Source organism: Citrobacter telavivensis, assembly GCA_009363175.1.
Lineage (GTDB): Bacteria > Pseudomonadota > Gammaproteobacteria > Enterobacterales > Enterobacteriaceae > Citrobacter_A > Citrobacter_A telavivensis.
Window position 1 is genome coordinate 2084910 of the sequence record CP045205.1, and the last position, 23671, is coordinate 2108580.

Sequence of the window (23671 nt, forward strand, 5' to 3'; positions counted from 1 at the left end):
CGTCTGTCGCAAGTCGCTTGCGGCATGATGGCGTTTAATATTGAACATCAGAAAAACCACTATAAGAATGACAATGTAGATATCCGTTTCGTCGTTCCTGAGTGTTGATTCGAGCTGTCGCTGACCCGGATCGAACCAGAAGCGTTCCATACCAGTATCCGGATCGTCCGTGAAGGTGGCAACGCGATGCGACTGAAATACAGCTTAGAAAGGAGAAGGACATGTTACAGGCTAAAGCGTTTCTGTTTGATATGGACGGCACCCTGGTAGACTCAACGGAGGTGGTTGAAAATGAATGGCGTAGGTTCAGTGCCCGCTTTGATCTGGATGCAGAAGAGGTTATCGCCTTTGCTCATGGGCGACAAACGATTGATACGGTTATTCATTTTTTAGGCGCAGGCGAAGAGGCCGTGACGGCAGCAGAGGAGCTGGATGCACGTGAACTGGTGATCCTTGACGGGATTGTCGCTATGGCCGGGGCGGCCGATTTGTTGAAGCGCCTGCCGCAGGAACGCTGGGCACTCGTTACCTCCGCAAGCAGAGAGTTGGCTATTAACAGGATGCGGGCAGCCGGATTACCGCTTCCGGCCGTGATGGTCTGCGCAGAGGATGTCGCAGAAGGAAAACCCTCGCCTGAAGGCTATCTGAAAGCAGCATCGATTCTTGGTTATCACGCCCGTCACTGTCTTGTTTTTGAGGATGCGGAGGCCGGTATACGGGCCGGGAATGCAAGCGGTGCGCGCGTGATTGCCGTCGTCCCCGATGCTAACGGTGCTCAGGACGCGTTTGCCTGCGCAACCTTGACCATGCTAAACATCGTCCCCGACAATAATGGCTTCAGGATAACTTTACGCACGGCTGAGGAGTAAGCGTCATTCCAGCCCCGTCTGGCAGAATCTGAAACTCCTGAAAAGGATAGTGGTCACTATCCATGAAATCATTAACTGCAGTGGGTAAAAAAGCCTATATATCCCGTTGAGTTCAAAATCAAAAGGGGGGAACTCTCACACCGTTCAGCGATGTCCGTCGCGCAGCTCGCGCGTGAGGACAGGCAATGTCTACTGTTATTCAAGGCCCCTAAACGATTATTGATTTACGTTTAATTGGGCTGACGTCGTGTAGCCAGAATTAAGAGACTGTCTATGATAGTAAAGCGATTTTATTGAATTCAGCAGATATCAGGAGAGGCATGTCATGGTGTCCCTGCAGGAATCGAATGAAGGTTTAATTGATTGATATTTTGGTGTTTATAAACTTAATTTTTGTTGAATACCATCACAGATACCATCAGGTGATTGTGACAACTCCAATTCTGGGTATCTCGAGAATAGAACCTGGGAAAGTGACCTGCATTGAATTTACTCCCTACCTTTTTATGAGCGGGTCATCCCATCGGTTCGGTTTGTGAACTGTTACTATAGCCATGTCGAACAACGGAAGATGGCAGAGGGAATATGGTGAGTCATCATTGGCTGGACCAAATGACAGAATGCTTGAAAGAAGCCCGAAAGAAACATGAAGACCTCAACAAAAAAGATGCTATTGAGTTTAACGTCTTTCGGTATATCACTGCTGACGAAAATGGTCTTTCACGCATCATTGCGGATTTGCTAAACGTGAACGATGTCCATGGTCAGCAAGCCCTCTTTCTAAGTAGCTTTCTGGAATTGATTGGAAGAGGGTCATGGGATGCAACATCTTGCAGATTTGTACAGTGTGAGCAGCAAACCGATGCCCTGGGCACTAAACGTCGAATTGATATCGTCGTACAGGGGGAGCGATGGACTTTAGGGATAGAGAACAAACCCAGTGCAGCCGATCAACCTAACCAGGTTTTGGACTATCTCCACGAGTTAAGGAAGCGCCGCAGCATACTAAACGAGACTTTGCTCATTTACCTAACTCCTGAAGGGAGCAGGCCAAGCCTGATTAGTATTGATGAGTACCAATGTGATGCCGCTCTTCAGTCTGGTGAACTTGTCCTCCTGTCTTATCAAAGCATTGTTGCGTGGCTGGATGGGTTATGCAAAAACGATGCGGTACCTTATCGTGTGCGAGTCTTTTTATTCGATTTACAGCGTTTTATTTCGGCGAATGTGCTGAATTGTAGGGAGGGGAAGGTTGTGGATGTGTTGTTAGACAAAATCTTTAACGACGATTCAACGCTGGATACAACGTTAAGCTTATTGAGCCTGCAAAATAGCATTTATCAAACCCTGACTAAAAAAGCGACTGCGGATTTGATACCACCGGCAGGCTGGGAAGTGTGTCGAAAATTATATCCAGATTACGGGATCGGATTACGGCCGCCAGAGGCCATTGGCTGGCACTACTGCATCGAGCCTGCCAAAGGGAGTTACCAGGATTGGAGTTACGGTATTAAGCTTGATAGCGCGTCGAACCCTACTGAATCCGCTTTGCTGGCTGCGCAACAACTCAAAATAGATTTCCCTACAGGGGCAAAATCTAGTGCCTGGTGGCCTTGGTGGCGAAGCTTTAATGGGTATCTGCCGCATGACCTTGATCCCACTGAATACAGGGATTGGCTCACAAGTAATCGTGCCTGGCTTGATATGAACAATGGTGAGTTTTCGAGACGCTGTGTCGATTTGTTTATTCGGCTGCATGAGTCGGTTAGCAGCGGAAGTTCTTTTAACATGTAAGGTCTTTTCAACTGACAGCCCAAAACATCGTTTCAGGTCATTACGTCATGCACTAATCTGTGTAAAATCAGAGCTAACCCAATATCGTGGAGTGCTCTGCTATGGCTGGCGTAAACAAAACTCATCTGACCGAAACGGACGTCATTACCAAATTCATCCTGCCCGCGATTAAAGACGCGGGCTGGGATGTGATGTCGCAGATCCGCCAGGAAGTGAAGCTCCGCGATGGTAAAGTGGTGGTGCGCGGCAAGCTGGCCGCGCGTCTAACCGTAAAATCAGCGGACATTGTGCTTTACCATAAGCTGGGATTACCGCTTGCCGTCATAGAGGCTAAAGCCAATAAGCATGAGATTGGCAAAGGGATGCAGCAAGGGCTGGATTACGCTCGCTTGCTCGACGTGCCTTTTGTTTTTGCCTCTAATGGCGATGGTTTTATCTTCCACGATAAAACGAATCCCACCCAGCTTGAATCAGAAATCACGCTCAACGATTTCCCAACGCCGGAACAGCTGTGGAATAAATACTGCGTCTGGAAAGGTTTCACCGCTGAGCAATTGCCGGTGATCAGTCAGGATTACCACGAAGGCAAATCAGGCAAGTCCCCGCGTTACTACCAGCTCCAGGCAATCAATAAAACAGTAGAGGCCGTATCTGCCGGGCAAAAACGGGTATTACTGGTGATGGCCACTGGAACCGGGAAAACGTATACAGCCTTTCAAATTATATGGCGTTTATGGAAAGCAAAAAATAAGAAACGCATTCTGTTCCTTGCTGACCGCAATATCCTGGTCGATCAGACTAAAATTAATGACTTCCAACCTTTTGAAAGCGCGATGACAAAAATCACCGGGCGCACCATCGACCCGGCCTATGAAATTCAACTGGCACTCTACCAGGCTATCACCGGCCCCGAAGAGCATCAGAAAGCGTTTAAACAGGTTGCCCCTGATTTCTTTGACCTGATTGTGATTGACGAATGCCATCGCGGCAGCGCGTCGGAAGACAGCGCCTGGCGTGAAATCCTCGAATACTTCAGCAGCGCTACGCAAATTGGCCTGACCGCCACGCCGAAAGAAACCGAAGAAGTCTCCAGCACCGACTACTTTGGTGAGCCGGTTTACACCTATTCGCTCAAAGAAGGCATCGAAGACGGTTTCCTTGCCCCTTACAAAGTGGTGCGTGTGGATATTGATGTCGACTTACAGGGTTGGCGGCCAACCAAAGGGCAGGTTGATAAACACGGTGAACTGATTGAAGACCGTATTTATAACCAGAAAGATTTTGACCGCACGATGGTCATTGATGAGCGCACCTGGCTGGTGGCACAAACCATCACTGACTATCTGAAACGCACCAACCCGATGGATAAAACCATCGTTTTCTGTAACGACATCGATCACGCCGATCGTATGCGCCGGGCGCTGGTCAACCTGAATCCGGAGCAGGTGGCAAAGAACGAAAAGTACGTGATGAAAATCACTGGCGACGACGATATCGGCAAAGGGCAACTGGATAACTTCATCAACCCGAAGAAAGCCTACCCGGTTATCGCCACCACCTCAGAATTGATGAGTACCGGTGTGGATGCGCAGACCTGCAAACTGGTGGTTCTGGACCAGAACATTCAGTCGATGACCAAATTTAAGCAGATCATCGGGCGCGGCACGCGTATCAACGAAAAATTCGGCAAGCTGTGGTTCACCATTCTCGATTTCAAAAAAGCGACCGAGCTATTTGCGGACGAACGCTTCGACGGCGTACCAGAGAAAGTGATCCGTACCACGCCGCAGGATATTACCGATCCTGAATCTGATTTCGACGACCAGCTTGAAGACGAAACGCCAGAGCACGAATTACCTGATTTGATAAATGGCGTCGATGAAACACCTGCCATCTATGACCCAACATCAGGTAACGGCAGTGGGGTTTTTGAAGAAGACGACGAAAACAAAATCCGTAAGTTCCACGTCAACGGCGTCACTGTAAAAGTGCTGGCAAAACGCGTTCAGTATTACGACGCGGATGGCAAACTGGTGACCGAATCCTTCCAGGACTACACCCGCAAAACGCTGCTCAAAGATAAAGACTACGCATCGCTTGATGACTTCATCCGTAAGTGGCACTCTGCGGACCGCAAACAGCTCATCATCAATGAGCTTGAGCAGCTCGGAGTGCTTTGGGATGTGCTGGCCGAAGAGGTGGGGAAAGATCTCGACCCGTTCGATTTGCTGTGCCACGTGGTTTACGGCCAGCAACCGTTGACGCGCAAAGAGCGCGCCGACAACGTGCGCAAGCGGAACTACTTCACCAAATACTCCGGGCCTGCGCAGAACGTATTGAATACGCTGCTGGATAAGTACGCCGATGAAGGTGTGCAGGAGATTGAGGACATCCAGGTGTTGAAGCTGAAACCATTCGATTCGCTCGGTCGCCCGCTGGAAATGATCAAAAGCAGCTTTGGTAGCAAACAGGCTTACGAAGATGCCGTGAACGAACTGGAAAGTGAAATCTACCAGTTGCCACCACGCACTGCCTGATAACCAACCCTTATTCTGCCACCTGGCGCTGACGGCTCCCGGTGGCATCCTTTTTAAAGAATGGAAAGAAAATATGTCGATTAGCTCAGTCATTAAATCCCTGCAGGACATCATGCGCAAAGACGCAGGCGTGGACGGCGATGCCCAGCGTCTGGGACAGCTTTCCTGGCTGCTGTTCCTGAAGATTTTTGATACCCAGGAAGAAGAGCTGGAACTGGAGCAGGATGACTACCGTCTGCCGATCCCGGAACGTTATTTGTGGCGCACCTGGGCGGCAGACAGCGAAGGCATTACCGGCGATGCATTACTGGAATTCGTCAACGATGATCTGTTCCCAAAACTAAAAAACATGACCGCGCCGATGGATACCAACCCGCGCGGCTTTGTAGTGAAACAAGCATTCAGTGACGCCTACAACTACATGAAAAACGGCACGCTGCTGCGTCAGGTGATCAACAAGCTCAACGAAATCGACTTCAGCAGCAGCCAGGAACGTCATCTGTTTGGCGACATCTACGAACAGATCCTGCGAGACCTGCAAAGCGCCGGGAATGCGGGTGAATTCTATACCCCGCGTGCCGTGACGCGCTTTATGGTCAACCGTATCGACCCGAAACTGGGTGAGTCAATTATGGACCCGGCCTGTGGAACGGGCGGCTTTCTTGCTTGTGCGTTCGATCATGTGAAAGAGCATTACGTCAACACCACCGAAGACCACAAAACCCTGCAACAGCAGATCCACGGCGTGGAGAAAAAACAACTTCCGCACCTGTTGTGTACCACCAACATGCTGTTGCACGGCATTGAAGTACCGGTGCAAATCCGGCACGACAACACGCTCAACAAACCGCTCTCCTCATGGGACGAACAGCTAGACGTGATTATCACCAACCCGCCGTTTGGTGGCACCGAAGAAGACGGCATTGAGAAAAACTTTCCGGCAGAGATGCAGACCCGTGAAACCGCCGATCTGTTCCTGCAACTGATTATCGAAGTGTTGGCAGACAAAGGCCGTGCGGCGGTGGTATTGCCGGACGGCACGCTGTTTGGCGAAGGTGTGAAAACCAAAATCAAAAAGCTGCTTACCGAAGAGTGCAATCTGCACACCATCGTGCGGTTGCCAAACGGCGTGTTTAACCCGTACACCGGCATCAAAACCAACATACTGTTCTTCACCAAGGGCCAGCCAACCAAAGACGTCTGGTTCTACGAGCACCCGTACCCGGCGGGCGTGAAGAACTACAGCAAAACCAAACCGATGAAGTTTGAAGAGTTCCAGACCGAAATCGACTGGTGGGGCAATGAAGCTGACGGTTTTGCCAGCCGCGAGGAGAACAACCAGGCGTGGAAAGTCAGTATCGACGACATCATCTCCCGCAACTTCAATCTTGATATCAAGAACCCCTATCAGGGTGAAACCATCAGCCACGACCCGGACGAGTTGCTGGCGAAGTTCCAGACGCAGCAGTCGGAAATCAGCGAGCTGCGCAACCAGCTTCGCGATATCCTCGGTGCCGCACTGGCGGGCAACAAGGAGGCGAACTGATGACCGTTGAGAATTTAATCACCGACCATATCGATATCTGGTCTTCTGCGCTGCAAACCCGCTCCACTGCCGGGCGCGGCAGTAATGGAAAAATTGACCTCTATGGCATCAAGAAACTGCGTGAGCTGATTCTGGAACTGGCGGTACGCGGCAAACTGGTGCCGCAGGACCCGAATGATGAACCAGCGTCAGAGCTGTTAAAGCGTATCGCCGCAGAGAAAGCAGAGCTAGTGAAGCAGGGTAAAATTAAAAAGCAGAAGCCCCTGCCGGAAATTAGCGAGGATGAGAAGCCTTTTGAATTGCCGGAGGGGTGGGAATGGGTGAGGCTGAATGATCTTGCTCCAATGTCGCTATTTGATGGCGATTGGATTGAGAGCAAAGACCAAGACCCTCAAGGTAACTATCGCTTAATTCAATTAGCCGACATTGGAGTTGGTGAGTTTAAAGATAAGTCGGAGAGATATATTAACGCCGAAACTTTCTCTAGGCTCAATTGTAATCAGTTATCTATGGGGGACATTCTTATTGCACGTCTTCCTAGGGAAGGTGCGAACAAGTTCCTGATATGAGATCATCATATTCATCCGGAGCGCATCCCAGAGGGACATCATGAGCCATCAACTCACCTTCGCCGATAGTGAATTCAGCACTAAGCGCCGTCAGACCCGAAAAGAGATTTTCCTCTCCCGCATGGAGCAGATTCTGCCATGGCAGAATATGACCGCTGTCATCGAGCCGTTTTATCCCAAGGCAGGCAATGGCCGACGGCCCTATCCGCTGGAGACCATGCTGCGTATTCACTGCATGCAGCATTGGTACAACCTGAGCGACGGTGCCATGGAAGATGCCCTGTACGAAATCGCCTCCATGCGCCTGTTTGCCCGATTATCCCTGGATAGCGCCCTGCCGGATCGCACCACCATCATGAATTTCCGCCACCTGCTCGAGCAGCATCAACTGGCCCGTCAATTGTTCAAGACCATCAATCGCTGGCTGGCCGAAGCAGGCGTCATGATGACCCAAGGCACTTTGGTGGATGCCACCATCATTGAGGCACCCAGCTCTACCAAGAACAAAGAGCAGCAACGCGATCCGGAGATGCATCAGACCAAGAAAGGCAATCAGTGGCACTTTGGCATGAAGGCCCACATTGGTGTCGATGCCAAGAGTGGCCTGACCCACAGCCTGGTCACCACCGCGGCCAACGAGCATGACCTCAATCAGCTGGGTAATCTGCTTCATGGAGAGGAGCAATTTGTCTCAGCCGATGCCGGCTACCAAGGAGCGCCACAGCGCGAGGAGCTGGCCGAGGTGGATGTGGACTGGCTGATCGCCGAGCGTCCCGGCAAGGTAAAAACCTTGAAGCAGCATCCGCGCAAGAACAAAACGGCCATCAACATCGAATACATGAAAGCCAGCATCCGTGCCAAGGTGGAGCACCCGTTTCGCATCATCAAGCGGCAGTTCGGCTTCGTGAAAGCCAGATACAAGGGGCTGCTGAAAAACGATAACCAACTGGCGATGTTATTCACCCTGGCCAACCTGTTTCGGGTGGACCAAATGATACGTCAGTGGGAGAGATCTCAGTAAAAACCGGAAATAACGCCAGAAATGGTGGAAAAAATAGCCTAAATAGGCTGATTCGATGTGTTTGCGGGAAAAAAATCGGCCCAGATCCGCGAAATTTTAATCAGCGAGTCAGCTTGGGAAGAAATGACCTGCTTATTCGCACCTTCCATAAATTGGTGTTTGAACACCGAAACGATCAGCATAAAATGCTATCGTTGCTGCACTTACCTAAAAATAACAGCATTGTAATTGATGGTGCAGGCATAGATATATCTTATTTTAATTTTAAAACCCCAAAAAAAGATAGCCCGGCAACTATTTTTTTTGCTGGACGAATGCTTAAAAGCAAAGGTTTGAATGATCTGATCCAAGCAAAAAATTTATTAAAGCAACGGGGAATCGATTGTATTCTAAAAGTGGCTGGAATCTTGGTAGATAATGATGAAGATGCCATTAGTCGTAAACAAATTCAGCAATGGCAAGATCAAGATGATATCGAATGGTTGGGAACTCGAACAGATATCAAAGAATTGCTTGAAGCGGCGCATGTTGTTGCATTACCATCACTTTACCCAGAAGGAATCCCACGAATATTATTAGAAGCCGGGGCCGTAGGTCGGCCTTGTGTCGTCTATGATAATGATGGTTGCAATGCTTTGATAGTAGACAACTATAATGGATTCGTTGTAGAGCGAAGCAATGTCAGCAAACTGGCTGATAAAATTAGTTTATTGATCACAAATCCCGATGAGCGAGATCGCATGGGGAAAAATGCCAGGCAAAATATCGAAGAACGTTTTACGTCAACATTGGTTATTGAGCAAACGCTCAAAGTCTATCAGGAAATATATAATAAATAATTACTTTTCGATATTTAATATTGTTTATGTATTTAGAAGTGAAACATATTTAACACCATTATATAATTTATTCTAGAATGATTTCATTGTTTATATTAATTTATGAAACAATGCAAAGAGATAATAAGAGGCATCATGAGATTATTGGTTCAGGATATTATAGTTCCTAGCATTGGGTTGTGTACTGATGAGTCGTTATATTACCATGCAGGAGAGCGGGTTTTTGCTGACTTAAACAGTAAAGAAATTCACGTTCCTAAAAATGCGGTGATTAGTTTTGATTCCTTCTTTAACTCTCTTAGTGTGAAGAAATGGAAAGAAAACACAACCATTGATAATCTTTTAGTGACATATAAAGTTCGTGGGAAAGGTTGCCTTTACATCAATCACTTTAACGATAGTAAAGATGAAGTTTTAGAGCAAATTATTATCGATAATGATGAAGGGGAAGTGCAATTTTCACTGAGTGGATTACATACTGGCTATATCTACTTAAGATGGCGAGCATTTGAAGAAAGCGTAATTGAATCCTTTTCATTTTATACCTCTTCACCTTGTAAAGACGTCAAACTCGGGTTAGTTATAACAACGTTTAATCGTGAAGAACAAGTTGTTAAGTCGGTCAAACGTATTCGTGATGAATTGTTAACTGATCCACGTTATGTAAATAAAATACAACTATATTTAATTAACAATGGTAATGATGTTGATGGTATCGATTATCCTGAAGTAAATATAGTCAAAAATAAAAACCTTGGCGGTGCCGGTGGGTTTTCTCGAGGCTTGTGTGAGTTGACGGACGAAGGCACTTTTACACATTGTATATTTATGGATGATGATGCAGCATGTGAAATCGATTCAATTCGACGTACATTTGCACTTCTTTCTCTGTCTAATGATGATAATCTGGCTGTATCGGCTGCTATGCTCTATGAAGAAAGGCCAAGAATTGTGCATGAAGCCGGTGCTGTAGTTTTCTGCGATGGTATTTTTCATCGCCCGGCAAAGATAGGCTTAAATGTCTCTGAGCGCTCAGGTATTATTAGTTTTGATGAAGAAGAGGCTTTGGGATATGGAGCCTGGTGGTTTTATGCGTTTAATATAAAGAATACTAAATACTATCCATTCCCTTTCTTTGTCCGGGGTGATGATATGCTATTTGGGCTAATGAACGATAATCATAAGATTATCACTCTCAATGGCATTGCATCCTGGCAGATGGATTTCAATAGAAAACTGAACCCGCTAGTCTTTTATCTTAGCTTCCGAGCTATGTTTATGAGTTCCTGCCGAAAAGTTACCTGGCGTAATAGAATAATGCTCTCAGCATTTTTCATGCGTGAAGTTATAATTCTATCGATGGCTAATCGCTATGAAAGTGCGCAGGCTGTTGTACAAGCTTATAAAGACTGCATGAGTGGGATAGATTTTTGGGAAAACAATGTAGATTGCGCTGAAGTACGAAAAAAGATAAATCAGCTTACTATTAATGAGAGATTTAATATACCTTCAAGTGATTTATTAAAAATTGAAACAGATTCTTTTTTGTATATAAAAGAAAATAAGATACATAAGGCCTTAAGATACTTGACATTAAATGGCCATCTTATTCCTAAATATTTCTTTAATAAAAGAGCTCGTTTAATACCTGAAACACACAAAAACCCGACTAATATGGTGTTTATGCGAAATGATGTTTACTATGTTTCGCAAATGAATGGTTCAGCAATGAAATTGTCGCATTCAAAAGAGAAATTTTTCCGTGTTGTTTTAAATGCAAGTTTACTTAGCTTTAACACGTTATTTTCCTTAAAGAAACGACTTGAGTCTTATCAGTCTGAAATTACCCGGTTGACGACTAAAGATTTTTGGAAAACTAAGTTTTAAAATAGGCCCCAATTGTTAACAATTGGGGCCTATTTTTTTTATGTTAACGGAAAGCCACGACCAGTAGGTGTGGCTGTTTACGAATTTAGTTCAACCTGATTACCTTTAAATTTAAATTTCGCTGGATTGTTTGAGATCTTTTAAAATTTTAATGCATCCATATAAGCGGTAATGAATGATATTTTTTGAATTGGAGGGTGTGACCAGCTTCACGTTATTGATATGAATAGTTAGATATTATTAGGTTTTAAATATCTTTACTGGAAGTCATCGTTTATCTGCAAGTGGTAATGATTTATATATGGTTTAATTTGCCAGAAATAATAATTCGACAACATGTGTATGGGCGGCTGCGCGCCAGGGTGTGTTAAAATCATAAAATGACTACACGCAGAATCATAGAAATTGTTTTTTTGAATTTTTTTTTTGGAGTTTGCATGAGCAATTTTTTTAAATTTTTAGGCTACTTGAAAACCAGAAGATTTCTCTATTTTATACTTTTTTTTCTGTCGCTTGCATTGTGCTGGCTTGATCCCACAAATGTGTTTTTCACCACGTTCTTTTCTGTTTTTCTTTTACTACGCTTAATTTTCTGCATTCGCAACAGAATAATTAGAAATAGCCTTGTGATTTTTGTTTCATTAATTACTTTTTTGACCTATTTTATCTATCAAAAGTACGGTGGCCTTTCCACAAGTATGGTAATGTCTACCTTCGGCGTAGGTCTTTCTGTATCATTAGGTACGGTGCAAACGTTTGGTCTCAAATTCCTGGTCGGTTTTCTTTTTATACTGTTCGTGATCTCGCTGTTATCGATTAAAATTCCGAAAGCATGCTACTCTATTAAAGAGCGTGTAGTTTTGACTGTCTGTCTTATTCTTATTCTTTCGAAACCAGTATTCGATGGTATCAGCTTTTGGGGTGCAAAATTCTTCATTAACAATCTCGAATACTCACCAACTTTTATTTCTCAGCCATATATCGACCAGTACAAGATTTTTTTTTGGTCCTCTCATTTCCTCAGTTTCTATCATCGCTGAAAATATAGTTGATGATGTCAAATATAAAAAGGTTGATCATGAAGAATATCCTGATTATATTAAGAATAAAACAGCAGGCAGCACAAATATTATTTATGTCATCGGCGAATCATCCAATCCTGGTCGTTATGGCATCTACGGTTATGGTAAAGACACCACACCAAACTTATCGCAGATGGATAGAGATGGAAAAATCTGCGTCGTTAACAATGTGCATTCCCCGGCTGCGCAAACACGACTTGCTGTACCAATGCTAGTTTCTTTCGAAACGCCTTTGCAGCGTGGTAATTTATTTAAGTATAAGAATCTTATCGAAATGGCAGAGTTGCAGGGGTACCATACATATTGGTTCGACTCTCAAATGCAAAACAATATGTGGAACAAACCCTTTGGCTATCTGGCTAAATACGCGGAAGTATTGCAAACTCCTGAAGAAAATAATACCCGCTTCCCAATTAACGAAGGGCAGGACGAAAAACTATTACCTGCAATCAAGCATTACTTTAAAGAATCACAAGAGAGAAACTTTTACGTTATTCATTTGATGGGCAACCATTTACCTTATTCTGCTCGCCGGGGAGATGAGGATAACCCTATGGTTGATGATTATGATGCGTCTATCTATAACGTAGATGATACCTTACAAAGCATTTTTACCCTTGCGGATTCCTATCTTAAAGATTACAAGCTGGTTTATGTATCAGACCATGGGGAAGTTGTTGGTCAGGGACATGGTTTCCCATCCAGCGATAATGAAATGTATAAAATTCCATTGCTGATGAATGATGCTTCCTGGTGTGCAAAGGCTGAACAATTACGCAATAATAATCATTATTTTTCATCAGATTTAACCAAGCTTCTGGTTTTAGAAATGATGGGTTATTCTGTCTCCGACCAACATTTACGGGATGCAGTAAAAAATTCTGATTTCGTACTGAATGAAAAAGAGGATGCTATCCGTTTCTCTGAATTAAGAGATGTGCCTTTACCGCAACATCCTTAATCGTCTGTTAATACATTAACTCTGGTTTAAATGTTGATCATATTAAACCAGAGTAATTTTCTACCTGTTACATTTTACTTATGTCTCGCCCTTAAATTCTCAATCACTTCCCCTAAATTCAGCCCCTGGTCCTGCAACAACACCAGCAGGTGATACATCAGGTCTGACGCCTCATTCTTCAGTTCAAACTTATCGTTAACCGTCGCGGCCAGCGCGGTCTCCACGCCTTCTTCCCCCACTTTCTGCGCAATACGTTTGGTGCCGCTGGCATACAGTTTCGCAGTGTATGAGCTCTCCGGGTCTGCATGTTTGCGCTCGGCCAGCAGTTGTTCCAGTTGATAGAGGAACAACCACTGGTGTCCGGTTTCCCCAAAGCAGCTTGACGTCCCTTTGTGGCAGGTCGGGCCTACCGGGTTGACCAACACTAGCAAGGTATCGTTATCGCAATCCGGGGTGATGCTGACCACATTAAGAAAGTTGCCGGAGGTTTCACCCTTTGTCCACAGGCGCTGTTTGGTGCGCGAGTAGAAGGTCACTTTGCCGCTTTCTTGCGTTTTCGCCAGCGCGTCCTCATTCATATATCCCAGCATTAACACTTCGCCAGATTCAGCGTGCTGTATGATGGCCGGCATCATGCCGTCGGTTTTTTGCCAATCCAGCTGTTCACTCAACATACCCTGATCTCCACGCCCTGGGCTGCCAGGAACGTTTTTAATTCGCCAATATTAATAATCTGTTTATGGAATACGGAAGCTGCGAGGGCGCCATCGACGTTGGCGTCGCGGAAGGCCTCAAGGAAGTGCTCCATGGTTCCGGCGCCGCCGGAGGCAATCAACGGAACGTTACACACTTCACGGACCTTTCTGAGCTGATCCAGATCGTAACCGTTGCGCACGCCGTCCTGGTTCATCATGTTGAGGACGATTTCTCCTGCTCCGCGCTTTTGTACCTCCTGCACCCAATCCAGCGTCTCCCATTGGGTGACGCGAGTCCGGCTTTCATCGCCGGTGTACTGATTAACGTGATATTTACCGGTTTGTTCATCAAACCAGGTATCGATACCTACCACGATGCACTGCACGCCAAAGCGATCGGCGAGGCGGGTAATTAACGTTGGATCCGCAAGCGCAGGCGAGTTAATTGAAATTTTATCTGCGCCGAAGGAGAGGATCTGCGCTGCGTCTTCCCTAGCCCAATTGGTCGGGCTTGTATTTATCCCGGACTAAATCAGCCTGCAATTACCGTTGTTGATGTTGCTATATTGCGCCCTTCAATAAATTATAAAACTGAATATTTAGTTAACGCTATAAATAGCAATGTTTTTAGAGAGCAGGTAGAGTCATTCGGTAAAGGTGCTACTCGTTTTAGAATTGCAACTGGTCATCTCAAATCTTTACTTATTCCAGTATCCCCGTTCAATGAGCAAAATCGACTTGTTGCAAGAGTCTATGAACTTCTGTCCCTTTGCGACCAACTGGAGCAGCAATCTCTGACCAGTCTGGACGCGCATCAGCAACTGGTGGAAACCCTGCTGGCAACGCTGACCGACAGCCAGAATGCCGAAGAACTTGCCGAAAACTGGGCGCGAATTAGCCAGCATTTCGACACGCTGTTTACCACTGAAGCGAGTATCGATGCGCTTAAGCAAACTATTCTGCAACTGGCGGTAATGGGTAAGCTGGTGCCGCAAGATCCTAACGACGAACCAGCTTCTGAACTGCTTAAACGTATTGAACAGGAAAAAGCACAACTGGTAAAAGAAGGGAAAATAAAAAAACAAAAACCTTTTCCGTCAATTAGTGATGATGAGAAACCGTTTGAATTACCGCAGGGATGGGAATGGTGTCGTATTGGTGAAATCATTGTAAATATGGATGCTGGTTGGAGTCCCTCGTGTTCTCCTGAACCATCGCCAAATGAAAATATTTGGGGAGTATTAAAAACTACTGCAGTGCAAAGTTTGGAATATAGAGAACAGGAAAATAAAACTTTGCCAAGTAGTAAACTGCCCCGACCTCAATATGAGGTTCATGATGGTGGGTAATGACTCCAACTTATTGATAGTGTTTTATGTTCAGATAATGCCCGATGACTTTGTCATGCAGCTCCACCGATTTTGAGAACGACAGCGACTTCCGTCCCAGCCGTGCCAGGTGCTGCCTCAGATTCAGGTTATGCCGCTCAATTCGCTGCGTATATCGCTTGCTGATTACGTGCAGCTTTCCCTTCAGGCGGGATTCATACAGCGGCCAGCCATCCGTCATCCATATCACCACGTCAAAGGGTGACAGCAGGCTCATAAGACGCCCCAGCGTCGCCATAGTGCGTTCACCGAATACGTGCGCAACAACCGTCTTCCGGAGCCTGTCATACGCGTAAAACAGCCAGCGCTGGCGCGATTTAGCCCCGACATAGCCCCACTGTTCGTCCATTTCCGCGCAGACGATGACGTCACTGCCCGGCTGTATGCGCGAGGTTACCGACTGCGGCCTGAGTTTTTTAAGTGACGTAAAATCGTGTTGAGGCCAACGCCCATAATGCGGGCGGTTGCCCGGCATCCAACGCCATTCATGGCCATATCAATGATTTTCTGGTGCGTACCGGGTTGAGAAGCGGTGTAAGTGAACTGCAGTTGCCATGTTTTACGGCAGTGAGAGCAGAGATAGCGCTGATGTCCGGCAGTGCTTTTGCCGTTACGCACCACCCCGTCAGTAGCTGAACAGGAGGGACAGCTGATAGAAACAGAAGCCACTGGAGCACCTCAAAAACACCATCATACACTAAATCAGTAAGTTGGCAGCATCACCATGATGGTGATATCTTAGTTACAAGAGCAGGACCAAAGAACAGAGTTGGTGTTTCGTGTTTAGTTGAAAAAACACGATCCAAGTTAATGATATCGGACAAAATCATCAGGTTTCATTTAATTTCTGATGAGATATCAGCGAAATATATTTCATTATGCCTTAACTGTGGGGTGACAGCTGATTATTTGGAAGCATCGAAGTCTGGTATGGCTGAGAGCCAAATGAATATATCTCAAGAAAATTTGAGGTCAGCACCGGTAGCTCTTCCTCCTACAGCAATCCAATTGAAGGTGATATCCACTATTGAAGACTTTTTCAAAGTATGTGACCAACTTAAGTCCCGTCTGCAAGCCGCCCAACAAACCCAGCTTCACCTGGCGGATGCGCTCACAGAGGCAGCATTAAACTAAGCGCCTGTCCACCAGGCTATTTTATTCGCCATTTTGGCCCTGGGCAGTGCTCAGAATCCTCACGTACTACGTGTACGCTCCGGTTCTTCCACGCTGTCCTAGTCCAAACTGGCTTCAACAATAACGCCAGCTGGATCAGGCGTTAAGGAAGAGACGATGCCGGTTCATCATGCTATCTGGCGGGTAGGGGAGAATCCTCAGCCGCTGATCATCAGCAAACTCGCCAGTGAGCAACTGCTGGAGAGGATGATTTTAACTGATCCCACCATCCTCTCCGATCAGTGGATGATCATCGGCCATCAGGAAAATACGCTCGATAAAGGGCGTATCGATCTGCTGGCGATTGCGCCGGATGCCTCGCTCATCCTGATTGAACTGAAGCGCGATCGCACTCCGCGAGAAGTGGTCGCGCAGGCGCTGGATTACGCCTCCTGGGTGGATGACTTATCCCCGGAGCGTCTTTCGCAGATCTACGAAAATTTTTCCGGCGGCAATCTTGGCGACGCATTCAGACAACGTTTTAACGTTGAACTCGAAGACGACGCCATCAACAAGTCACACCAGATAATTATTGTCGCAGCAGAGTTGGACCCTTCAACTGAACGCATCGTCGATTATCTGAGTAAATACGGAATCTCAATTAACGTCCTGTTCTTCAAGGTGTTCCAGCACGGTGACGAACAGTTTTTAAGCCGCGCCTGGCTTATTGACCCAAGCGAAACGCAAACCAATGCCGCGCAGGCCACTGCCACCAGCGCCAGTGCAAAAGAACCCTGGAACGGCGAGTTTTACGTATCGTTTGGTGACCCGAAAAGCCGCGTCTGGGAAGAAGCGCGTCGTTACGGATTTATCAGCGCAGGTGGTGGAAGCTGGTACAGCCAAACGTTAAAGCAGCTGCAGCCTGGCAATCGTGTGTGGGTAAAAATCCCGGCAACGGGCTACGTTGGTGTCGGCATCGTGCAGAGCGCCGTTGAACCCGCCAGCAGCTTCACCATTAACACGGAACACGGCGAGAAGTTGGCGATGGATGTCCTCAAATTTGGTGACGGATATCGTGAAAACGCCGACGACCCTGACAAATCAGAATATTTTGTTCCCGTGAAATGGCTGGAAACCCGTGCAGAAAGTGACGCGGTGAACGAGGTCGGATTCTTCGGCAATCAGAACACGGTCTGCAAGCCTACCACGCCGAAATGGCGTCATACGGTGGATAAGCTAAAACGTATTTTTTTACGTTGGGATGCTGAACGGGCAGAGTAAGAGAGGCTGGAATGAGGTCTGTTAACGATAAAGTATTAAAACTCGCTTTCCAGGGAGAATGGGAAATGCTTTTGCCCATTCTTGGTGATTATCCTCATCTGGTCAATCTTCCCAGTGAACCTAAAGGCTACACCCCGTTGCATCAGGCGGCATGGCATGGGGCTAATTTGTCGGTGATAGGGGAATTGTTATCTCTTGGGGCCGAGCGAAGTGCGACAACGAACACTAAGCGGCAGACGGCTTATGACATCGTGGTCGAAAAGCACAACAGACCCGAACTGGAGTATCTTCTTTTCCCACAAAAAGAGACTCTCGCGCAAATCATCAGAAAAGTCGTTGCCACTGAACGGCAATTGTTCACTGATTATGATGGCAACCAAATTTTGGTCGATAAAATGATTTCGGCTTCAGGTGTTGAGCCATGTCCTGATGACCTTAGCGAACTGGATACCAGGCTAAATCACCTCTTTTTTGCGTTGACGGGTAAAGCGATATCAACGACTGAAGCCATTCACTTTGATGTGGCTGAAGGTTTTACATTCATGGTAGAGGCTGATTTTTTCAGGCAGATATTTTTCCCATTGGTACATAAGGTTGCGGCAAAAAAGATTAGCTTTCCGGAACGTGAATGGGCTGTTGTATCTGACTTGTTTGATCCTGCGCCAACCCAGTGGGGATCGCGCGGGAGTCTCTTCTTATGGTTGGAAATGCGCAAGGCTTTGTGTCAGGTGAGTATCCCGGAAGATGAAGACGAGTTGGCAAATATCATCGCGGCGGCATTCCAGGCATTGACTGGAAGATCATTAATTCATCGGGTAGGGGAAGATGAGTTTTTTGTAAAACGGTTTAGCCGTGGCGGCGGATCTTCAGGCTATGTTTCCTCCCTGTACTGGCTGAATAACGTTATCCCACAGTTGCAAAAAAGACTGTCCTGGATGCAGGTGGTGTGGTTGATATCACCACATGAGGCGTAGTGCTTTTTTTTATTAGGTGCTGAAAGTTGCTTTTGTTGTTTTAGGCTTTTACCTCATCGCTGCAAATTTGCGGCACTTGCTGGTTTTTTTGAATCGTTCGAGAGGAAATTATGAACACAGCAGAATTAGGGCAGTTAGCGGTATTGCACAAATTAACCAGCCTTGGGGCCAGAAATATTGTCGTTCAAAAGGAAGGCAACAAGTCATTCATCTTATTTGAGGCACCCAACGGTAAAACGTGCAAAGTGACGACCCGATCGAAAAAAGCAGGAACATGGCAAACCACAACCAACTATGCTGCCCAGTGTACTCTTGATAAAAAAGATAATGCGTTTTGGGTGTTTGTTGATCTCGGACGAGAGCCGAATACTTTCTATATTACGCCGCTGTCGTGGATCAGGAATGATATTTATGAGGCTCATTTGGCGTATCTGGATAAGCATGGTGGGCACCGTGCGCAGAATGATGAGTCGACGCATCATTCTATTTCGGTAAAACGCATTGCTGGCTGGAAAAATGCTTGGGGAGAAATGGGCTTGAGTGAGTCTGCAAATAATTCTGCATAACTGGCATCACCTGAAAGGTTACGTTAAGCAGCTATCAGCCACTCGTACGCTGAAATCTGTGTGGCCATTTTTCAAAGCCGTCATACCTCACCTGATTTTTACTGATAGTAAGCACAGTAGTGTTGGTTCTGTTGGTTTAGTCGGTTCAATGCCCGGCAGGCCTTGCCAACACCGGGTTTTGCTGAACCAACATTGGTGATGCTGAGCTGGTTCAGCGGGACTTTCTGTTGGTTTACTGCCTGCCAGAGGGAATGTCAGTATTACTAATTATTGATTCAAAACGGATATTTGTTGGTTCAGCGCTGGTTCAATATGCGAATTAAAATCCTTATAAAACAATGAGCATTTTATATTGAACCGACTGAGCTAACTGAACCAACACCCTTTTTACGTATGTGAAAAATGCTATTCCTCAGATGCGGCGTAGTCCTCTGTCTGGAAGGTCAGGACGTAAACGTTAATCTGCCTTCCGTCGATGCGAGGTGATTTGCGCTGGTAACCTCGCCCGCTCGTAGGAGGGGTCAACATCCCTGAATTTTTCAGAACTTCAGCGAATTGCTTCGGGTTAAAGTTCTGGGCGATCTCTTTTTCAAATGTGCTTCGAAAGGTGTAGTAGATTGTCGGATCGTTTTCGTGCTTCCCTTTCTGACGATACCCCGCCAGATCCTTAATCGGCATATCGGCTGAGCTATAGGGGAACGGTGCAAACCGGCTGAATCCATAGGAATTCAAAAACGCCTCGCACTGTTCAATTATTTGCTGGTGTTCTTTGTTGCCGGTGCCGAACTCGCGTAGCCACGCGTTGTAACTGTGCTGTATTGCATCACGGCAGGTCTGTGCATCCCATCCCGTGACCGCTTCACTCAACTGTAACGCAGCCTCCAGAATGGCAAATCGTGCGGCCACACGATGTACCTGCTCGCCATAGTCGGCAGGAATAAGATTGCGCCAGTGTGCTTCACACTTACGCACGGTATCAATCGCCTGTTGCGAGTGGTCTGCCAGCCATTTTATCCACGACCTTCCAGCGGAACCGTGATGGTGCTGGTATGCTTCTTTGAGTGCGTCGGCATGTTGCTTGCCGTTCGCGTATTCATGAAAGCGCACAGCTTTACTGAGCGGTATATTCAGTAGGCGCACGAGTTGTCCCGCTTTGGTTTTGCGCCCCGCACTGGCTATGAATGTTTCTAAATCCATTTCACCTGTACTGATAGCCACGGTTCGCCAGCGTTTTAAATCGCGGTTGCCGCCTTCCTTCGCGCCCTGCAATTTTCCTACACCGTTAAATAGCGCATAGGCAGACTGCGACACGCTCACCGGGTCAGCTCCCTGTCCGACTTCATCCAGTGGCATTAATCCGTCATTGTGAGCGGCGGCTTCGTTTGCCAGCCCCAATGCCGTTCCGTACCACGTCAGGCGTAATAAATCCGGATTGCCGTATAAGCTGCTCGCCACATTCGCGGTGGTGGTTTTGCCTGCACTCGACTGCTCATAAAAGTGAATGCCGAACCCATCCGCGCCCGTCAGGCCGATTAATGGCGCTGCCAGGGCGGCAGCGACGCCGGTCATCATTGCATAGTTGCCGTATGCCAGACGCGCCACACTGCCACGCCAACTCTCAGTTGTGCCCTGTACGGCATAACCTGCACTTGCGGAGCTGCGACCGCTGAATAAAACAGGCCTGGCAGGTGTGCCGATGATTTCTCCGTCGGGCATGATATATGCCCCGCACTGCCAGCCAGTGGCATAGGTAACACGCCATAGCTCACGTGAGCTGTTGCGCTGTAACCAGTCGGCCAAAATTGCCCTCATATTGCTTTTAGCAGTGACTTTAACCCCGCCTGCTTTCAAAGCGCGCCAGCCTTCTCGCTCTCCAATATCCGCTAGGGGAATGGCAGCGGTCGTCGGTACGTCTGAGCCAAAGGCCAGCCAGCGTAATATCAGATACTGGTCTTTATCGTCGCGTCCGGAGCCGATCACGTCCATTGCTGACGCCAGCCAGTTTTCGTTATTGATAATATTGCCGCTTTCTTTGTCCACCTTTGGCACAATCCAGTACACACCATCCTCCCGGCTCTCGATACGCGGTTTTAACGGGTCTATTTCTGGAGGGCTAGATTTACCTCCCTCAATGGCCTGCAACTCTGGTTTCATGCTTTCTCCCTGTGCTTGGTACATCGAATCGGTAAACATGCAGATGCTCTCAGCTACCCCGTATTGCTGGTGGATGTCGTTCCAGTCGGCTTTATTCTCACCCGGTGGAAGAGCCACCCATCCAGCTACCAAAAGCGCCGCTTTATCTGCGACCGCTTTCCCGGTGTTTGGCTGGTTGTTGTGGTGGTCGTTATCAGCGGCAATAATTATTTTTGCTTGTGGGTACTGCTGACGCATCTGGATGGCGACGTGTAACAGGTTACCGGCATCGACTGCACAGATGGTCAGTGCATCCGGTCGCATTAAGTGAACTGATAAGGCCGTTGCCAGTCCTTCGGCAAGGATCACCTCCTGCGGTTGCTCTGTAGCGTTGATAGCGTGGAATGCTCCGCGTTTGGCTGAATCCACTACAAGACGTTTTTCCCCGCTCGAGGTAATGGTTTGTGCGGCAGTGACCGCACCAGTGTTGTCCACCAGCGGCAGCAGGATCGCGCCATTAGTGAGAAGGGGATAGGTGAGGCCGTTCAGCCCCTTTGATTTCAGATAGTCAGATTCGCCCTGTGTGACATTCTGGCACATCGCTGCATAGCGGCGAGAAAAGGCTAGGCGACGGTGCTCTGTGTCCTGTGCGGCCTGCTCCTGTCGCATTTGCTCACGCTGCAGGCGCTCTGTCTTAAGTAATTTCCGGCGCTCAATGACAGCGCTTAGATTCGTTTGCGATACCCGAAAATCAATACCCAGCACTTCCGCTACCAGCTGCGCGGCCTCTGTCGTGTCGCAGCCATTCACCTTCTTAATCAGATCGAGGCCGTCGCCAGCGCCACACTGATTGCAGATATGAGCCCCGCGCTCGTTGTCGTCGAACCGAAAGCGATCTGTTCCTCCGCACGCCGGGCAGGGGGTATGCCTGAGCGGTGAATCAGAAACTGCGATACTGAGGTCAGACAAAACGGAATGCCATTGCCCGGCAGCGGTATGAGTCACTTCGCGTATAAAGTCGATATTACGCATCGGATTCACCGCTCAAATGTTTGCTAATGATAATTAGCGGTTCACTTTTTTCAGCGTGAGTTTGGCCACTGGCAGTTAAGCCAGATTTTTCTAATTTCATAGTTTTTACTCCAGGGTTAGCTGTGCTTCTTCGAATCCAGCCAGGATCGGATCTCTGCAGCGTCGTAGACAGTGACGCGTTCAGAAAGACGAATGGACTTCGGGAAATCGGGTTTGCTTGTTTCCCAGCGCCAAAGAGTGACAGTGCTGACTTTGAGAAAATCAGCAGTAGCTCGTGGTCGGGCATGCCCGGTGTGAGGGTAGGGTTGTGTAATCATAGGTTTCACCTGCCATGTTATGTCGTTAGTGTAATCATCACGACAAATGTTAGGAGGTGCGTAGAACGATTTAAATACAGGGTAAGCTTACACAGTAGCAGGGTAAGTTTACTCTGCATTATGTTGAGCAATTTCCTCTTCCTGCATTTCCTTGAGTATTTTACTTATTCCTCTTTGGCTCGAATGAATAAAGCCTCCATAATCATTTCTATATTTCAATGTGGCTGAAGCCCATTTTGTAAAAACCAATTTACCACCTTTGTCGACACATTCACTCCGGTGATTGGCAAGTACCTTTTTAGCCGCAGATTCGAGTCTCTGCCTATTTTTATCATGCCTTGCACTTTGTGTTAGCGATACAGCATTTGGAATAATAGGTTTATCTTCTCGAGGTTTACCCGTGAAATAGCTATCCATTGGCTCACCAAGGATTGTAGCTGTCCAGATTTTTTCGATATCTAACCTTGTTATGAAAAGCTCACTCAATTCAAGTGAAAACTCCTCCTCTCCTTTGTAAATAAAAAAGACAGAGCAAATTTCATCAGATCTACTAACAGGGTGAAATAAATTATGTCCTTTGTGGTTTTTATTTGTTATGAATACTCCATTATTTTCATTTATAATTCCGGAGCTAATAATCCACAATCCATTAATGTACCCTGAAAAATTAAATCCATAACGGGATTGATGGAAATACACACCTTCTTTATGTCCTCGTTTAGAGTTAAAAATAGAACCATAAAAGCTCAACTCGGCTGTGATATTGTACGAGAGGTTATATCGTTCAATATTATCAGCGGCATTTTCGTAAAAGCTAACAGACAAATCACCAGCTAAATTTTTAGGCTCAAAAGCTATTGAGATAGCACCTATTTTATTCCAGTGAATTAAGTCTTCACATTCGCAATTGAGCAATTTAGCAGCTCTTTCGAATGAGCAGTATTCTAAAGGCGCGATTCGGTTCTCTTTCCAGACGTTGCTATCCATCACCTCATCCTCTTGCGCATCTGATAAAAACTGAGGCAGGCATCAGGTGTTACTGCTTTTCGCCTGACCGGGCTAGCCCC

Annotated in this window: 16 protein-coding genes and 4 pseudogenes; 14 read left to right on the top strand and 6 right to left on the bottom strand. The window is 46.9% G+C overall.

Annotation, left to right across the window (positions count from 1 at the left end; all coding sequences use genetic code 11):
- The first annotated feature begins 251 nt into the window (after positions 1–251).
- The 9 genes and pseudogenes from GBC03_12175 (at position 252) to GBC03_12215 (ending at position 13105) form a co-directional block, all read left to right on the top strand.
- Positions 252–869 (top strand): HAD-IA family hydrolase, encoded by a 618-nt coding sequence (locus GBC03_12175; GenBank protein ID QFS73984.1) that lies wholly within the window; start codon positions 252–254, stop codon positions 867–869.
- A gap of 585 nt (positions 870–1454) precedes the next feature.
- The gene (locus GBC03_12180; GenBank protein QFS70910.1) at positions 1455–2663 is read left to right on the top strand and encodes a hypothetical protein; all 1209 of its coding nucleotides are present in this window, start codon (positions 1455–1457) and stop codon (positions 2661–2663) included.
- Between the two features lie 101 nt (positions 2664–2764).
- Entirely contained in the window at positions 2765–5200 is a 2436-nt protein-coding gene (locus GBC03_12185) for a DEAD/DEAH box helicase (protein QFS70911.1), read from the top strand.
- Positions 5201–5273: 73 nt separating this feature from the next.
- Positions 5274–6746, top strand: coding sequence for an N-6 DNA methylase (locus GBC03_12190; protein QFS70912.1), 1473 nt, complete (start codon positions 5274–5276; stop codon positions 6744–6746).
- A pseudogene (locus GBC03_12195) lies at positions 6746–7084 on the top strand (restriction endonuclease subunit S). The gene GBC03_12190 and the pseudogene GBC03_12195 overlap by 1 nt, the downstream one beginning before the upstream one ends.
- Before the next feature lie 271 nt (positions 7085–7355).
- Positions 7356–8336: an IS5-like element ISKpn26 family transposase gene (locus tag GBC03_12200; GenBank protein QFS70913.1), complete on the top strand. Its 981-nt coding sequence runs from the start codon at positions 7356–7358 to the stop codon at positions 8334–8336.
- A 185-nt stretch (positions 8337–8521) separates the two neighbouring features.
- Positions 8522–9175 carry a glycosyltransferase gene (locus GBC03_12205; protein ID QFS70914.1) on the top strand — a complete coding sequence of 218 codons (654 nt, stop codon included), beginning with the start codon at positions 8522–8524 and terminating at the stop codon, positions 9173–9175.
- Between the two features lie 102 nt (positions 9176–9277).
- Positions 9278–11062 (top strand): glycosyltransferase, encoded by a 1785-nt coding sequence (locus GBC03_12210; GenBank protein ID QFS70915.1) that lies wholly within the window; start codon positions 9278–9280, stop codon positions 11060–11062.
- Positions 11063–11965: 903 nt separating this feature from the next.
- The gene (locus tag GBC03_12215; GenBank protein ID QFS70916.1) at positions 11966–13105 is read left to right on the top strand and encodes a sulfatase-like hydrolase/transferase; all 1140 of its coding nucleotides are present in this window, start codon (positions 11966–11968) and stop codon (positions 13103–13105) included.
- 74 nt (positions 13106–13179) lie between these two features.
- Here GBC03_12215 and GBC03_12220 read toward each other — a convergent pair whose 3' ends face one another.
- Together GBC03_12220 and GBC03_12225 are read right to left on the bottom strand one after the other, a co-directional pair.
- Positions 13180–13779, bottom strand: a complete 600-nt coding sequence (locus tag GBC03_12220; protein QFS70917.1) for a bifunctional phosphoribosyl-AMP cyclohydrolase/phosphoribosyl-ATP diphosphatase HisIE — start codon at positions 13777–13779, stop codon at positions 13180–13182.
- A pseudogene (locus tag GBC03_12225) lies at positions 13773–14291 on the bottom strand (imidazole glycerol phosphate synthase subunit HisF). The gene GBC03_12220 and the pseudogene GBC03_12225 overlap by 7 nt, the downstream one beginning before the upstream one ends.
- Before the next feature lie 225 nt (positions 14292–14516).
- Between GBC03_12225 and GBC03_12230 the strand changes: the two are divergent.
- Positions 14517–15134 (top strand): annotated as a pseudogene (locus GBC03_12230) (restriction endonuclease subunit S).
- Between the two features lie 25 nt (positions 15135–15159).
- Here the strand turns inward: GBC03_12230 and GBC03_12235 are convergent.
- Positions 15160–15857: pseudogene (locus GBC03_12235) on the bottom strand (IS1 family transposase).
- A gap of 66 nt (positions 15858–15923) precedes the next feature.
- Between GBC03_12235 and GBC03_12240 the strand changes: the two are divergent.
- From GBC03_12240 to GBC03_12255, 4 genes are all read left to right on the top strand, one after another.
- Positions 15924–16322 (top strand): hypothetical protein, encoded by a 399-nt coding sequence (locus tag GBC03_12240; GenBank protein QFS70918.1) that lies wholly within the window; start codon positions 15924–15926, stop codon positions 16320–16322.
- Between the two features lie 156 nt (positions 16323–16478).
- On the top strand, positions 16479–17582 hold the full coding sequence (locus tag GBC03_12245) for a nuclease (GenBank protein QFS70919.1): 1104 nt from the start codon (positions 16479–16481) through the stop codon (positions 17580–17582).
- Between the two features lie 11 nt (positions 17583–17593).
- On the top strand, positions 17594–18556 hold the full coding sequence (locus tag GBC03_12250) for a hypothetical protein (GenBank protein QFS70920.1): 963 nt from the start codon (positions 17594–17596) through the stop codon (positions 18554–18556).
- Positions 18557–18666: 110 nt separating this feature from the next.
- Complete coding sequence (locus tag GBC03_12255) at positions 18667–19122, top strand: hypothetical protein (protein ID QFS70921.1); 456 nt, start codon at positions 18667–18669, stop codon at positions 19120–19122.
- A 405-nt stretch (positions 19123–19527) separates the two neighbouring features.
- On the opposite strand, the gene GBC03_12260 is transcribed toward GBC03_12255, so the two are convergent.
- From GBC03_12260 to GBC03_12270, 3 genes are all read right to left on the bottom strand, one after another.
- Positions 19528–22287 (bottom strand): DUF927 domain-containing protein, encoded by a 2760-nt coding sequence (locus GBC03_12260; protein QFS70922.1) that lies wholly within the window; start codon positions 22285–22287, stop codon positions 19528–19530.
- A gap of 116 nt (positions 22288–22403) precedes the next feature.
- Positions 22404–22604 carry an AlpA family phage regulatory protein gene (locus tag GBC03_12265; GenBank protein QFS70923.1) on the bottom strand — a complete coding sequence of 67 codons (201 nt, stop codon included), beginning with the start codon at positions 22602–22604 and terminating at the stop codon, positions 22404–22406.
- A 108-nt stretch (positions 22605–22712) separates the two neighbouring features.
- Entirely contained in the window at positions 22713–23591 is an 879-nt protein-coding gene (locus tag GBC03_12270) for a hypothetical protein (protein ID QFS70924.1), read from the bottom strand.
- Positions 23592–23671: the final 80 nt, after the last annotated feature.

Excerpts from the sequence above, each read along its gene's own strand:
- GBC03_12175 (QFS73984.1), top strand. The coding sequence starts at position 252 with ATGGACGGCACCCTGGTAGACTCAACGGAGGTGGTTGAAAATGAATGG.
- GBC03_12180 (QFS70910.1), top strand. The coding sequence starts at position 1,455 with ATGGTGAGTCATCATTGGCTGGACCAAATGACAGAATGCTTGAAAGAA.
- GBC03_12185 (QFS70911.1), top strand. The coding sequence starts at position 2,765 with ATGGCTGGCGTAAACAAAACTCATCTGACCGAAACGGACGTCATTACC.
- GBC03_12190 (QFS70912.1), top strand. The coding sequence starts at position 5,274 with ATGTCGATTAGCTCAGTCATTAAATCCCTGCAGGACATCATGCGCAAA.
- GBC03_12200 (QFS70913.1), top strand. The coding sequence starts at position 7,356 with ATGAGCCATCAACTCACCTTCGCCGATAGTGAATTCAGCACTAAGCGC.
- GBC03_12205 (QFS70914.1), top strand. The coding sequence starts at position 8,522 with ATGCTATCGTTGCTGCACTTACCTAAAAATAACAGCATTGTAATTGAT.
- GBC03_12210 (QFS70915.1), top strand. The coding sequence starts at position 9,278 with ATGAAACAATGCAAAGAGATAATAAGAGGCATCATGAGATTATTGGTT.
- GBC03_12215 (QFS70916.1), top strand. The coding sequence starts at position 11,966 with ATGGTATCAGCTTTTGGGGTGCAAAATTCTTCATTAACAATCTCGAAT.
- GBC03_12220 (QFS70917.1), bottom strand. The coding sequence starts at position 13,779 with ATGTTGAGTGAACAGCTGGATTGGCAAAAAACCGACGGCATGATGCCG.
- GBC03_12245 (QFS70919.1), top strand. The coding sequence starts at position 16,479 with ATGCCGGTTCATCATGCTATCTGGCGGGTAGGGGAGAATCCTCAGCCG.
- GBC03_12250 (QFS70920.1), top strand. The coding sequence starts at position 17,594 with ATGAGGTCTGTTAACGATAAAGTATTAAAACTCGCTTTCCAGGGAGAA.
- GBC03_12255 (QFS70921.1), top strand. The coding sequence starts at position 18,667 with ATGAACACAGCAGAATTAGGGCAGTTAGCGGTATTGCACAAATTAACC.
- GBC03_12260 (QFS70922.1), bottom strand. The coding sequence starts at position 22,287 with ATGCGTAATATCGACTTTATACGCGAAGTGACTCATACCGCTGCCGGG.
- GBC03_12265 (QFS70923.1), bottom strand. The coding sequence starts at position 22,604 with ATGATTACACAACCCTACCCTCACACCGGGCATGCCCGACCACGAGCT.
- GBC03_12270 (QFS70924.1), bottom strand. The coding sequence starts at position 23,591 with ATGGATAGCAACGTCTGGAAAGAGAACCGAATCGCGCCTTTAGAATAC.